The sequence below is a fragment of the Paraburkholderia kirstenboschensis genome, from assembly GCF_904848585.1.
Classification (GTDB): Bacteria; Pseudomonadota; Gammaproteobacteria; order Burkholderiales; family Burkholderiaceae; genus Paraburkholderia; species Paraburkholderia kirstenboschensis.
In genome coordinates this window covers 166,333-178,743 of the sequence record NZ_CAJHCR010000015.1, presented here as the reverse complement: position 1 = coordinate 178,743, position 12,411 = coordinate 166,333, and the positions used below count along the sequence as shown (strand labels likewise).

Here is a 12,411-nt window from a genome sequence, read left to right as displayed (position 1 = left end):
CCGTCTGTTCCGCTGCCACACGATCATGAACTGCGTCGACGTCTGCCCGAAGGGGCTGAACCCGACCAAGGCGATCGGCAAGATCAAGGAATTGATGGTGCGACGCGCTGTTTGAAAGCGCCGTTTGAAAGCGCTATTTGGAGCACTTCCGATAGAAATCATCGGCAAATCATCGCGTTTGCCTGGGGTCTCGTTCTGAGACTCCAGCGCCACCCACATCTTGCAGCCGCAGTCTGATCGCCCGCAATTCGAAGGCGGTCAGACGCGGCACACGCTCAAGCTCTTACAGATAGCTGCAAACGTAGTCGAGCGTTTCGATCACGTCGATGTCAAAGCGGCTCTTGCCGGGCACCGAAAACGACTCGCCCGCGCTATAGGTTTTCCACTCGTCGCTGCCTTCGAGGCGGATGCGGCACTGGCCGGCTTGCACTTCCATCAGTTCAGGCGCGTCCGTGCCGAAGTTGAGCGTGCCCGGCAAAATCACGCCGAGCGTCTTGCGCGTGCCGTCCGCGAACAGAACGGTGTGCGAAACGCACTTGCCGTCGAAATAGACGTTGGCACGTTTGATAACGGAAACCTGATCGAATTGCGTTGCGGCCGTCATGGCGGTCTTCCTATGAATCGTCGTGAAGGGATGCGTTGGCGCCGCGTTGCGGCAGCCTGCTGTGCGCGGTCTGCGCCGATTGTCTGCGCGAGCTTGCAGTCGGGCGCAACCCGCCATCATACAGACGTCGCGCAATGACATCGGCATGACGCCGAACATCAATCAGGCTTACGCCAGCGCCCCGAATCCGGACACACGACTACCGGTTCGCCATTCAGCAATACTTGCTCTTCATCCGGCTGCGAAGTGGTCAACGGCGCAACGTCGAACTCGATTTGAAGCGCGCGTGCGACATGTACGTCTTCGATAGGAAGCTCCCACGTCAGGAATATCTGCACGCTGTCCCGATCCGGCGTGAAGTCCTCCACGTTGAAGCCGCTGCTGCCGCGTCGGATCACACCGTGAGGCTGGCCTGTGTCGAATATCACGGCCGTTCCGCGGGTCAACGGAATGCGTTGCCCGGTAGAGGCGAAATGAAGGTCGAGCCCTTTGTCGGCGCTCAGGAACAGGTTGCAGAACGCCGAGCCGCCATATTGCATGGCGTCATGGTGATACGTCGCGCCGCGGCAAGCCATTAAGGCCACGTCGCTGGAGGCGAGTACGCCGGGCAATCCGAGCGAGCGCGTCCAGTTCGACATCGCCTGAACGCAGAGCGTGTAGTCCGGCCAACGCATACGTGTTCGCGCGAAAGGCATGACTTCGACATCGCCGGGATCGAGAACCATGCGCGACGACGTCTCCCTCTCCCAATCAACCAGCACACGCTGAGGTGGCTCGGGCACGTCGACGATGCTCGACAGCACGATGTCGCTTACGCGTCGAGTGCGGATGGCATCGCCACTCGAAAAACAGGAGATCAGCATGTGTGGCGCTCAATGCCATTGGGAGGACGAATCATCCGCACATTGTAACGATAGTGAGTTGTTCGCTCGCGCTGCGGCGACAGCCAAGCGCGTGAATGCCGCCACGAAACCAGCGAGACTGCATGTGGCGAGCGCGCTGACGCTTCATTGCTGCGCATGCTTCGCTGCGTCTTCGATCACCGCGGCCACTTCCTTGGGACGCGATTCATAGACCGAGTGGCTTGCACCCGCCAGTACCGTGGTATGGCTATGCGCGCGCTGGTAGTAGAAACGCTCGAGGTCCGGATTGATGATCTTGTCGTCGGCCGCCACGATGCCCCAACTCGGCTTCATGGTCCAGGCGGCGACCGAGATCGGTGCGGAGAAGACCTTGGCCGCCGTGAGAATCTGGGAGCGTGACTCGAACTGCGCTTCCTTGAGCGGCAGATCGGCTGCGAAATCTTTCGCGAAATCCGCGGGATTCAGATACGTGTAACCGTCGTCCGTCTTCTTGATGGCGCCTGCCTGCTGCGACGTGTAGCTGGGCATTTTCTTGCCGAGATCGCTTTCGTCTTCGCCTACTGCCGGCGCATGAGCCGCGACGTACACCAGCCCCGCTACTTTCGGATCGACGCCGGCCTCGGTGATTACCGAGCCGCCATAGCTGTGCGCAACCAGAATGGTGGGACCGTTCTGCATGTCGATGACCCGCTTCGCTGCGGCCACGTCGTCGTCGAGCGAGGTCAGCGGCTCCTGCACCATTGTGACGTGGTAGCCGTCTTTGGTCAGGATGTCATAGACCGGCCTCCATCCCGAGCCGTCGACCCACGCGCCATGAACAAGAACGATATTGCGGATCGGCGCTTTGGCGGGTTGTGCGTCCTGCGCCATTGCGCCGGCGGATGCGAACATGCATGCGGACAAGGAAAAAACCGTTGCGGCTAAAGGCAAGATTTTCACGGCGAAACTCCATTGATAACGATCGGATAACGAGTTGGGATCCTGTGCACGACTGCATGGTCCACAGGACCCGACTAGCGGCACTTAACTACCGGCGTAAAGGTTGCAGAAGCTAACGGGGCCGACGCAGGCGGACTGCATCGCGGCGTGCGACGGAGCGCCCGACGCCGAGCTGCCGCTTTGTGTGACACCGCCGACGGACTGCATCGTCAGTTGCTGATCGCTTTGTGCTGCGACCTTCGCTTCAGCTGCCTGGACATCTGCCGGGTAGTTCACATCGTCACCGCTGGTGGGCCGATATCCGGCGTGCTCGACCCGCACGAGATCCGCACGAACTTCCGCACGTGTGACCGGCGCGCTGCTTTGAGCGAAGCTGAGGACCGGGGCGCCGAGAGTGCAAACGGCGAGAGCGAGACTTACGAACAATTTCGACATGATTGATACTCCTTCATTAAGTTAATGGTTCGCGGCGCGAAGCCGCGGATAAAATCGTTTTGCACAGACCGGCAGAATCATTCCCGTCGGACATAAATTACTATCGGATTCCTAACTATCTAACTTTCCAGTGTCACGGGTCGGCGTTCGTTCCTTCGAACTTCTTTCTCGTGGGGTTCCGGATTAATGCGTTTGCATCTGGCTACATAGGGGCGAACACAAGGCCTCGACGTTTATTCCAAAGTTTTTCGAAATCGATCGACCGCGGCGCTCACCTCCCAGCGAAGCCTTAGCGGACGGCGCTCAGAGCGCATAAAGGAAAATGCAAGGAATGGGTTTGCCAGCCCGCGCACGATAATCTAACGTCTGTTCGTTTCCGCGACTCAGTGGCAGAATCGGCATGGTCTTATGCCGTGGAGCATCAATGTATGGAAGATCTCAACGATCTGGTGGCCTTCATGGCCGTGGCACGTGAGCGAAACTTCACGCGTGCGGCTGCGCAACTGGGCGTCTCTCAATCAGCGTTGAGCCGCACAGTACGCGGTCTCGAACAGCGAATGGGCATGCCGTTGCTGATGCGCACCACGCGCAGCGTGTCGCCCACGGATGCAGGCGAGAGATTGCTGGCGTCCATCGGACCGCGATTCGAAGAGATAGAGGCGGAGCTCGATGCGCTGCGTGCGATGACCGACCGGCCCGCTGGAACCGTGCGGATCACCACGACCGATTACGCTGCAAACACGTACGTCTGGCCGCGGGTGCAGACGCTGCTGCATCAGTACCCGGAGCTGAAAATCGAACTGCTGAACGACTATGGGCTATCGGACATCGTCGCTGATCGCTACGACATCGGCGTGCGGCTCGGCGACCAGGTGGCCAAGGACATGATCGCAGTGCGGATTGCACCGGATATGACGATGGCAATAGTCGGCTCGCCCGGCTACCTTCGCTCAAGGCCCGTGGCGAGGAAGCCGCAGGACCTGACACTGCACAGTTGCATCAACCTGCGACTGCCGACAAGGGATTCGTTGCTCGCGTGGGAGCTGAGCAAGGGACGGCGCGAATTGCAGGTTCGGGTCGAGGGCCAACTGACCTTCAATAACGTCTACCAGATGGTCGACGCGGCGCTCGCGGGCTTCGGACTCGCTTACGTGCCCAAGGATCTTGTCGAACAACACGTCAAGGCCGGCCGCCTTAATTTCGTTCTCGAAGACTGGTTTCCCACGTTCGTGGGGCATCACGTCTATTACGCAAGTCGCCGCAAATCGTCCACGGCAGTGCAGCTCGTCGTGGACGCGCTGAAGTCGGGCTATCGTCGCGCGGCACAGTGAAAATGTCGCGCCTGTTTAGAACTGCGCGACTTGCGGAATCATGGCAGCCTGGCCACGCAGCACCCCTGAATCGTCGAACAATTGCCACACCGTTGCGTGCTCGATCCAGAAACGTTGCCCGGACTTCGTAATGCGAATGCCGCGATACCCGGTGACGAAACCGTCACGCGCTACCTGGTCCAGGAACGCCTGGCGCTCCCCACGTTCCGGAAGTTCCGCCGACAGCCGCGAGCGCAGAGAGGTGATCTCGTCCCAATCGTATCCGAAGACAGCTTGAGCTCTGGAGTTGCCATAGATGAAAACTGGGTCGGCCTGCGTATCGTGCGCGAGAAGGCCAAACGGCGCCGATGCGTAGAGCCATGCAGCGCCCTCGGCGTCGCTCATACCGGAAGGCACCAGCGATTCACCGAGCAAACGGCGATAACTGTTCGTGAGGAGGCGGAAAAAATCGACATCCGTCTTCAGTGACATAATGTGTGTTGCTCCAGATCTGTTTCCCAAAAGCAGTGCAGTGGGACCATGTAAATACCGCCCGTCGCTACACGTGCGAGCTTACGCAAATCACGTCCGCGATACAACCTTGGGCGAGGTCAGATATGGAGCAGTTAGGGCTCAATGAACCGTGGGCTCGCGGCATGACACAATCGCGGTGCTGTTGCCGCTGCAAGACCATGGGTTGGCGTTGCGGTGCCTGCTTACAACGCTTGGTTATCCTTATCGAATTGCATCGATCAAGGCAACGTACCGTTGTCAGGCGCTCGCTGTCTCGTGCGGATAGCGGGAATATCGCGAGACCGGCCGCCTCAATCCAAGGTTTTCGCGCAGCGTGCGTCCCTCGTATTCGCTGCGGAAGAGACCGCGCCGCCGAAGCTCGGGCAGGACAAGTGCAATGAAATCATCAAGACTGCCGGGCAGCAGCGCGGGCATCACGTTATAGCCGTCTGCGCCGCAGTTGACATAGCGGTCCTCGAGCGCGTCGACAATCTGTTCCGCGGTGCCGACCAATTGCCAGTGCCCGCACGCGCCCGATCCGGTGAACCTGGAACGGGCGCTGAAGATCTTGCAGAACATCGGCTGGATACGCATTCGTCCGAATCCAAATCCGGTGGACGTGACCGAGCACGACGTCATTGCAAACCCGGCGGGCATCCGGATTGTGTCCCTCGAATCGGCACAGGCCCCGCGCGCGCTCGAAGATGTCGACTACGCGGCAATCCAGGGCAACTTTGCGATCGCGAGCGACCACAAGCTATCGGATGCGCTCGCGCTCGAGCAGATGACCTCGCCGTATGTGAACCAGGTGGTGGTGAAGGCAGCAAACCGCAATTCGCGCGCGATAACCGACATTGTCACGGCGTACCAGTCGCAGGAATTCCGCAGTGCGATTCTGGGCAACCGTTTCTATGACGGCTTTCGGATGCCGGACTACTTCAACCGATAAATTCCAACCATCAACGGAAAAGAACGGGATCGATCTCTTTGCGCGTGAAGCCAAACCTGGCCATTCGCTCGCGATGCGCGGGCGAGCCCAAATACGATCGCAATTCCCGGTTGACCGCGTCGCGCAGATCGTCGCTGTTCTTGCTGAACGAAAACGCGCCGAAGGGTATTTCGAGCGCGCTGCCTGTCGTAGGCTGATGCTCGACTGCGCGGAGCACCGAGCCGCCAATGCGCTCAGCCAGTATGCGATTTCCAAGGGCGGTACTCGCATAAGCGTCTACGGTGCCTGAGAGAACGGCATCTATCGCTTCGGCCTGCTGCTGAAAGATGACAATCTGGTCCTCGCTTACGCCGGCCGCTCTGGCCGACTGACGCTGCACCTGTCCCGCGATGACGCCAAGCCAGGCATCGCGCCGCTCAGCCACCGACGCATAGCTGTTCAGCGCCTTGCGGCTCTCCGCGCGAATGAGAAAACCGTCTGCGATCGCCCATACGGGCACGCTGAAAGCGACCCGCCGTGCCCGCTCCGGCGTGATGAACAGCGGAACATTCATATCCCAGCGGCCGGCTGCTACGCCCTCAAGCAGTTCGCTAAACGTAGTGAGGCAATGCTCGATCTCTGTCGCACCGATGGCGCGAAGAACAACCGTGGCCAGATCGATATCGGCCCCCATAGCCGCCCCGTCCGGCCCGCTCCATCCAAACGGAGGTTCTTCCAGGTACGCGATCCTTATCTTCATTGCTGCCTCGCAAATCCGCGGAGTCGATTGTGCGCCGATTGTACTGACACAAGCGGCGTCGTAAAAAAACCAGAACGTTCGCCGCAAAGAAAAAGCCACCCATGAAGGGTGGCTTTCAAATGTTTGGTGGGCCTCCCGTGAGTCGAACACGGCACCAACGGATTATGCTAACCAGCTACGGCTTTCGCCGCCCCTTTCGGGTTTGTGGTCTGGACTGTCTCTTGTCTTTACGACCTGCCCGTTCAGTCTCTACACGTTCTCTCAAAGAGAGCTTCGCTCGGGATTGCCACGCTGCGAGAACAGCAGAGGTTTCCCCGAATTTGAGCAGTTCTACCAAAGGGGCAGAGCTAACTTACCCCAAGGCAACCCATTCATGACTCACCATGCCGTGCTGCGTGGTTTAGGTGAGTCTTTGCTAAGTCCGCTGCTCTAACCAAGCATGAGCTAGAGGCCCTGAGAACTCGAGATTTTACCGTATCTGACGCTACCAACATACAGGATGTTGCGCGGCCTGTTCGTCGATTGGCCGCCATACTACACGAAAAAGGGGCCTCCGCAACCGCTCCGCTTTTACGGAACAACTGGGAGACCCCTTCAAACTGCTGCTTACTAGCGGCTACGTCATTTACGACTAACCACGCCGGCCAACCTGTCGATCAGTTCCCCTCAAGGAACGACTTGAGCTTGTCCGAACGGCTCGGATGACGCAGCTTACGCAGCGCCTTTGCCTCGATCTGACGAATCCGCTCACGCGTGACGTCGAACTGCTTGCCGACTTCTTCGAGCGTGTGATCGGTGCTCATCTCGATACCGAAACGCATGCGCAGCACCTTCGCTTCGCGCGGCGTCAACGAATCGAGCACGTCTTTCACGACGTCGCGCATACTCGCGTGCAACGCGGCGTCTGCCGGCGCCACCGTGTTCGTGTCTTCGATAAAGTCGCCCAGATGCGAATCGTCGTCGTCACCAATCGGCGTTTCCATCGAGATCGGCTCTTTCGCGATCTTCATGATCTTGCGGATCTTGTCTTCCGGCATTTCCATCTTCTCGGCCAGCGTTGCCGGATCCGGCTCGAGGCCGGTTTCCTGCAGAATCTGACGCGAGATGCGGTTCATCTTGTTGATCGTTTCGATCATGTGAACCGGAATACGGATCGTGCGCGCCTGGTCCGCGATCGAACGCGTAATGGCCTGACGGATCCACCACGTTGCATACGTGGAAAACTTGTAGCCACGACGATATTCGAACTTGTCCACCGCCTTCATCAGGCCGATGTTGCCTTCCTGAATCAGGTCGAGGAACTGCAGACCGCGGTTCGTGTACTTCTTCGCAATCGAGATCACGAGACGCAGATTTGCCTCGGTCATTTCGCGCTTCGCCTGGCGCGCCTTCAGTTCGCCGGCCGCCATCTGACGGTTGGTTTCCTTCAGGTCCTTCAGCGGCAGCACCACACGCGCCTGCAGATCGAGCAGACGTTGTTGCTGCTCGCGAATGGCCGGAATATTCCGCGTGAGGATCGCGCTATACGTATGACCTTCGCTGACGATCTTGTCGGCCCACTCGAGGTCCGTTTCGCTACCCGGAAAACGCGCGATGAACTCCGCACGCGGCATGCCGCACTTGTCGACCACCGTATGCAGAATCTGACGCTCGACCTGACGCACTTCGTCCACCTGCGCACGCAACGTGTCGCACAAACGCTCGACAGTACGCGCGGTGAAGCGGATCGTCATCAGCTCGTTCTGGATGGTTTCCTGCGCCTTCAGGTACGACTTCGACTTGTAGCCTTCCTTTTCGAACGCGCGGCGCATCTTGTCGAACCATTCGCTGATCAGGGCGAATTTTTCGAGCGACGCACGCTTGAGCGCTTCCATTTGCGCTGCGTTGGCCGTGGCCTGCGCGGTGCCGTCGTCTTCTTCCTCGTCCTCTTCGGCTTCTTCCTCGGCTTCCTCGTCCTCGCTCTCGATCGCTTCTGCTTCCTGCACGGAGAAGCCGTCCGCGTCTTCAGCGTCGGCGTCGATCAGACCGTCGACCAGTTCGTCGATGCGGATTTCCTCGTTCGCGACGCGCTCTGCCATGGCCAGAATGTCGGCGATCGTAGTCGGGCACGCGGAAATGGCCATCACCATGTGCTTCAGGCCGTCTTCGATCCGCTTCGCGATTTCAATTTCGCCTTCGCGCGTGAGCAGCTCGACCGTACCCATTTCACGCATGTACATGCGCACCGGGTCGGTCGTGCGACCGAACTCCGAGTCGACGGTGGAAAGCGCAACTTCGGCTTCTTCTTCGACTTCGTCGTCTGACGAAGCGGCGGGCGCGTTGTCGTTCAGCAGCAGCGTTTCGGCGTCGGGCGCCTGCTCGTACACAGCCACGCCCATGTCGTTGAACGTGCTGATGATGCCTTCGATCGCCTCGGTCTCGGTGAAGTTGTCCGGCAGGTGATCGTTGATTTCAGCGTAGGTGAGGAAACCGCGCTCCTTGCCGAGCTTGATGAGCGCGCGCAATTTGGAACGGCGCTCCTCGAGTTCCTCCACCGTGCCGGGCGCCGACGAAGAAAACGCGTCTTTCAGCAGCGCCTTTTCCTTGGCACGACGGTCGCGAGCCTTGGCCTTTTCCACTTTGCCGGAAGTGGCCACAGGGGTTTCTTCGCTCTGGGTTGCGTCGTCATCGACGGGTACTTCATTCAGCTTTTTCGTCATGGAGTTCGCCGTACCGGCTGTAGTCTCGACTCGCGGCTGGTGGACAACAGCCGGTTGAACCGTGGATACTGGAGTCTCGCGCACTGCCGCATCGTCCTGCGCGACAGCCGCTTCCCTTGCGCTGCTGACACCCGGTCGTTTCGCGGCCGGAGGTGGTACAGTTTTCGCCGCCTTCGCGACCGCCTTTGCCACCCCCGCCGGCTCCGCTCGCGCGGCCTGAGTGGTCGAAGACTTCTTCCCGGCAGCCGGTGTAACGCTAACGGCAGACGCTTTCCTGGCGGAAGAATCTAACCTGGCCGAAGTGACTTTTGTGGTCTGCTCTCTGGAGCGTGGGCCGGGTGTGTTCTTTCCGCCTGTAGTCTTTGCCATCGCATCGCCTTTTCGCCTTTGCTAGGAAAACCCTTTGAAAAACAAACCGCTGGAAACCTTTTATTATACCACTCAGGTTTCTGCGCTTCCCGCTACAAGCCAAGCTGGCGCTTCATGTCAGCCCGCTTCCGATTGAGTTCCGCAAGCTCCGCGAACTCTTCCGGTGTGTGCCGGGATTGTCGTGAAAGCTGCTCGAGACGATCGCAATAAGCGTCGTATCGCATCTTCAGAATCGCCGCTTTCAGCTCTTCTCCGACGATTCTTTCCTGCTCGCGCCGCTCTTCTATGACGGTCGCATCTTCCGGGTCCTTCAGCAACAAATCCCGGACATTTTCATCATAGTCCAGAATTTTGCGAAAGATTTCCTCGAAAGTTGGGGCGTTTGCGCCGTTTCGCAATAGGTCGGAGAGCAATTGAAACTCCGCCGAATCGCCGAGTGCGCGCGCATGCGTCGTCACTTCTTCAAACAGTTCGCCATGCCGCGTTACGGTGACAAGCGCCTGTTCGGCTTCCTCGTCGAGCACTGAGACCGTGCGCGGATACATCACAAGATTGCGCAACGTCTTTTCTTCGATGCCGGTCACGCTGCGCCGGTCCTTACGAGCCGGCGCCGAACGCGCCGCCGCGGCGATGCGCGAGTCGACCTCACACAGTGCGGCGACCTCGTCGAACGGCACGTCCAGCCGGTCGGCGAACATATGCATGATCTGCGCGCGCAGCGCATTGGCCGGCAGCGCCTGCAGCAGCGGCTTCGCGTCGAACAGCGCGCGCGCACGGCCTTCCGGCTGGTCCAGCTCCTTGCCGGCGAGCACCTCGTTGAGCATGAACTGCGAGAGCGGCATGGCGCGTTCCACCTGGTCGGCGAACGCCTCGGTGCCAAACTCGCGGACGTAGCTGTCCGGGTCGTGTTCCGCCGGCAGAAACAGGAAGCGAATGGTCCGGTTGTCAGCCGCATGCGGCAAACACGCGTCTAATGCCCGGCGCGCGGCGCGTCGGCCCGCTGAATCGCCGTCGAAACTGAAGATGACCGTGTCGGTCTGGCGCATCAATTTCTGCACATGAATCGGCGTGCAGGCTGTGCCGAGCGTGGCGACCGCGTTCTGAAACCCCAACTGAGCCAGCGCGACCACATCCATATAACCTTCGACGACCAGCACGTAGTGCTGTTCCCGAATTGCGAGACGGGCCTCGAACAGCCCATACAACTCGCTGCCCTTGTTAAATAGAGGCGTTTCCGGCGAATTCAAATACTTCGGCTCGCCGCCGTCCAGCACCCGGCCGCCGAAGCCGATTACCTGCCCCTTCACATTGCGTATCGGGAACATGATCCGCTCGCGAAAGCGGTCATAGCGGCGATTCTGGCCCTGCGCGTCCGATTTCTCGCTGACGATCACCAGACCCGATTCGACCAGGGAATCGTCGCGATAGTTCGGAAAAGCTGCTTCCAGGTTCTGCCAGCCGTCCGGCGCGTACCCCAGCCCGAAGCGGGCGGCGATCTCGCCGGTCAAGCCGCGTTTCTTCAAATATTGAATCGCGACAGGCGCGCCGCGCAATTGCTTGCGGTAGTAGTCGCAAGCCGTCTGCATGACGTCGGAAAGCGCGGTGGTAACCGCCTTGGAGGCCGCCGGTGCATAGCCGCCGGAACCGCCGCCTCCATAGCCGGGCGAAGGCTCGTTCGGCACGGTCAACCCGACGGATTGCGCCAGTTCGTTGACCGCCTCGGGGAACGACGCGCCGACGTGCTCCATCAGAAAACCGATTGCCGTTCCATGGGCGCCGCAGCCGAAGCAGTGATAAAACTGCTTGGTCGGGCTCACCGTGAACGAAGGGCTTTTCTCGTTATGAAACGGACAAAGCCCCATGAAGTTCGCGCCGCCCTTCTTCAACTGCACATACCGCCCCACCACGTCGACGATATCGACGCGGTTGAGCAGATCCTGCAGGAATGACGGAGGGATCACGGTAAATGACGCCAGCTTAGGAGCTCGATACCGCGCGCGCCGCCCATGGCGGCCGCGCGGGCCACAACGCGCGGTTTATTTGGCGAGCGCAGCTTTGACTTGCGCGGAAACAGCCGTCATGTCGGCACGCCCGGCGAGCTTCGGCTTCAGCACACCCATCACCTTGCCCATGTCCTGCGGGCCGGCCGCACCGGTTTGCGCGACCGCGGCCTGCACTTCGGCGACTATTTCCGCCTCGGACATCTGCTCGGGCATGTACGCCGACAGAATAGCCAACTCGGCCTTTTCCTTGTCGGCGAGGTCCGTGCGGCCGGCGCCTTCGAACTGGCTGATCGAGTCTTTACGCTGCTTGATCATCTTGTCGATCACGGCAGTGATCGCCGTGTCGTCGAGCGTCACGCGCTCGTCGACCTCACGTTGCTTGATCGCGGCGAGCAACAGGCGAATCGTGCCGAGACGCTCCGTTTCACGTGCCCGCATGGCGGCTTTCATATCGTCGTTGATCCGGTCCTTGAGGCTCATCACTCACCTGAATGCGTTGAAGATTGAAAAACCGGCCGAGTGGACTGCATCGACATGCACCAACACGAATACCCGCTTGGGACAGCTTCCTCAAGCGGGTTGGCGCAATGTGCGTAGTGGATGCGACCCTGCCGGCTGGTCCGATAAGACCGTGTTTTCCGTGGCGGCACCCGTTGTGCCGTCACCGGTTGGATGTCGCCGCTCCGTTTGACCGGAACAGCGGCAACGCCAGAATCAGTAGAATTTCTTTGGCAGCATCTGGCCACGCAGACGCTTGAAATGACGCTTCACCGCAGCCGCCTTCTTGCGCTTACGCTCAGCCGTAGGCTTTTCGTAAAACTCGCGCGCACGAAGTTCCGTCAACAAACCGTTTTTCTCCATGTTGCGCTTGAAACGGCGCATGGCGACTTCAAACGGCTCGTTGTCTTTTACGCGGATCGTCGTCATTTTTCAATAACGGAACTTTGTAAAGGTTCAGGAGTATAGCAGAGCTTTCGCACAAAGCCAT

General features: G+C 59.5%; 12 protein-coding genes and 2 pseudogenes. 3 read left to right on the top strand and 11 right to left on the bottom strand.

The window, feature by feature from the left end; all coding sequences use genetic code 11:
- A pseudogene (gene sdhB, locus JMY24_RS29210) lies at positions 1-115 on the top strand (succinate dehydrogenase iron-sulfur subunit); the annotation flags it as partial.
- A 168-nt stretch (positions 116-283) separates the two neighbouring features.
- On the opposite strand, the gene ppnP reads toward sdhB, so the two are convergent.
- From ppnP to JMY24_RS29190, 4 genes are all read right to left on the bottom strand, one after another.
- Positions 284-604 carry a pyrimidine/purine nucleoside phosphorylase gene (ppnP, locus tag JMY24_RS29205; RefSeq protein ID WP_128597943.1) on the bottom strand — a complete coding sequence of 107 codons (321 nt, stop codon included), beginning with the start codon at positions 602-604 and terminating at the stop codon, positions 284-286.
- A 158-nt stretch (positions 605-762) separates the two neighbouring features.
- The gene (locus JMY24_RS29200) at positions 763-1,467 is read right to left on the bottom strand and encodes a hypothetical protein (protein WP_128597944.1); all 705 of its coding nucleotides are present in this window, start codon (positions 1,465-1,467) and stop codon (positions 763-765) included.
- A 144-nt stretch (positions 1,468-1,611) separates the two neighbouring features.
- Complete coding sequence (locus JMY24_RS29195) at positions 1,612-2,358, bottom strand: alpha/beta hydrolase (protein WP_128597954.1); 747 nt, start codon at positions 2,356-2,358, stop codon at positions 1,612-1,614.
- A 132-nt stretch (positions 2,359-2,490) separates the two neighbouring features.
- Complete coding sequence (locus JMY24_RS29190; RefSeq protein ID WP_128597945.1) at positions 2,491-2,841, bottom strand: DUF4148 domain-containing protein; 351 nt, start codon at positions 2,839-2,841, stop codon at positions 2,491-2,493.
- 428 nt (positions 2,842-3,269) lie between these two features.
- On the opposite strand from JMY24_RS29190, the gene JMY24_RS29185 reads away from it, so the two are divergent.
- Complete coding sequence (locus JMY24_RS29185; protein WP_128597946.1) at positions 3,270-4,172, top strand: LysR family transcriptional regulator; 903 nt, start codon at positions 3,270-3,272, stop codon at positions 4,170-4,172.
- 15 nt (positions 4,173-4,187) lie between these two features.
- Here the strand turns inward: JMY24_RS29185 and JMY24_RS29180 are convergent, their stop codons facing one another.
- Both JMY24_RS29180 and JMY24_RS29175 read right to left on the bottom strand, forming a co-directional pair.
- Positions 4,188-4,643, bottom strand: a complete 456-nt coding sequence (locus tag JMY24_RS29180; RefSeq protein ID WP_128597947.1) for an MEKHLA domain-containing protein — start codon at positions 4,641-4,643, stop codon at positions 4,188-4,190.
- A gap of 279 nt (positions 4,644-4,922) precedes the next feature.
- Positions 4,923-5,201: pseudogene (locus tag JMY24_RS29175) on the bottom strand (nitrilotriacetate monooxygenase); the annotation flags it as partial.
- 4 nt (positions 5,202-5,205) lie between these two features.
- Here JMY24_RS29175 and JMY24_RS29170 point away from each other — a divergent pair.
- Positions 5,206-5,613, top strand: coding sequence for a MetQ/NlpA family ABC transporter substrate-binding protein (locus JMY24_RS29170; RefSeq protein ID WP_236597564.1), 408 nt, complete (start codon positions 5,206-5,208; stop codon positions 5,611-5,613).
- 10 nt (positions 5,614-5,623) lie between these two features.
- On the opposite strand, the gene JMY24_RS29165 is transcribed toward JMY24_RS29170, so the two are convergent.
- The 5 genes from JMY24_RS29165 to rpsU form a co-directional block, all read right to left on the bottom strand.
- Positions 5,624-6,352, bottom strand: a complete 729-nt coding sequence (locus JMY24_RS29165; protein WP_128597955.1) for a transporter substrate-binding domain-containing protein — start codon at positions 6,350-6,352, stop codon at positions 5,624-5,626.
- Positions 6,353-7,008: 656 nt separating this feature from the next.
- Positions 7,009-9,420, bottom strand: a complete 2,412-nt coding sequence (gene rpoD, locus JMY24_RS29160; protein ID WP_128597948.1) for an RNA polymerase sigma factor RpoD — start codon at positions 9,418-9,420, stop codon at positions 7,009-7,011.
- Positions 9,421-9,512: 92 nt separating this feature from the next.
- Positions 9,513-11,381 carry a DNA primase gene (dnaG, locus tag JMY24_RS29155; RefSeq protein WP_201703383.1) on the bottom strand — a complete coding sequence of 623 codons (1,869 nt, stop codon included), beginning with the start codon at positions 11,379-11,381 and terminating at the stop codon, positions 9,513-9,515.
- 75 nt (positions 11,382-11,456) lie between these two features.
- On the bottom strand, positions 11,457-11,903 hold the full coding sequence (locus tag JMY24_RS29150; protein WP_027802972.1) for a GatB/YqeY domain-containing protein: 447 nt from the start codon (positions 11,901-11,903) through the stop codon (positions 11,457-11,459).
- 234 nt (positions 11,904-12,137) lie between these two features.
- Positions 12,138-12,350: a 30S ribosomal protein S21 gene (gene rpsU / locus JMY24_RS29145; RefSeq protein ID WP_128597949.1), complete on the bottom strand. Its 213-nt coding sequence runs from the start codon at positions 12,348-12,350 to the stop codon at positions 12,138-12,140.
- Between the last annotated feature and the right edge of the window lie 61 nt (positions 12,351-12,411).

Bases quoted from the DNA above. Each gene is read 5' to 3' on its own strand.
- JMY24_RS29195 (WP_128597954.1), bottom strand. From the start codon at position 2,358: ATGTTCGCATCCGCCGGCGCAATGGCGCAGGACGCACAACCCGCCAAA.
- ppnP (WP_128597943.1), bottom strand. From the start codon at position 604: ATGACGGCCGCAACGCAATTCGATCAGGTTTCCGTTATCAAACGTGCC.
- JMY24_RS29185 (WP_128597946.1), top strand. From the start codon at position 3,270: ATGGAAGATCTCAACGATCTGGTGGCCTTCATGGCCGTGGCACGTGAG.
- rpsU (WP_128597949.1), bottom strand. From the start codon at position 12,350: ATGACGACGATCCGCGTAAAAGACAACGAGCCGTTTGAAGTCGCCATG.
- JMY24_RS29200 (WP_128597944.1), bottom strand. From the start codon at position 1,467: ATGCTGATCTCCTGTTTTTCGAGTGGCGATGCCATCCGCACTCGACGC.
- JMY24_RS29180 (WP_128597947.1), bottom strand. From the start codon at position 4,643: ATGTCACTGAAGACGGATGTCGATTTTTTCCGCCTCCTCACGAACAGT.
- JMY24_RS29190 (WP_128597945.1), bottom strand. From the start codon at position 2,841: ATGTCGAAATTGTTCGTAAGTCTCGCTCTCGCCGTTTGCACTCTCGGC.
- JMY24_RS29165 (WP_128597955.1), bottom strand. From the start codon at position 6,352: ATGAAGATAAGGATCGCGTACCTGGAAGAACCTCCGTTTGGATGGAGC.
- JMY24_RS29150 (WP_027802972.1), bottom strand. From the start codon at position 11,903: ATGAGCCTCAAGGACCGGATCAACGACGATATGAAAGCCGCCATGCGG.
- rpoD (WP_128597948.1), bottom strand. From the start codon at position 9,420: ATGGCAAAGACTACAGGCGGAAAGAACACACCCGGCCCACGCTCCAGA.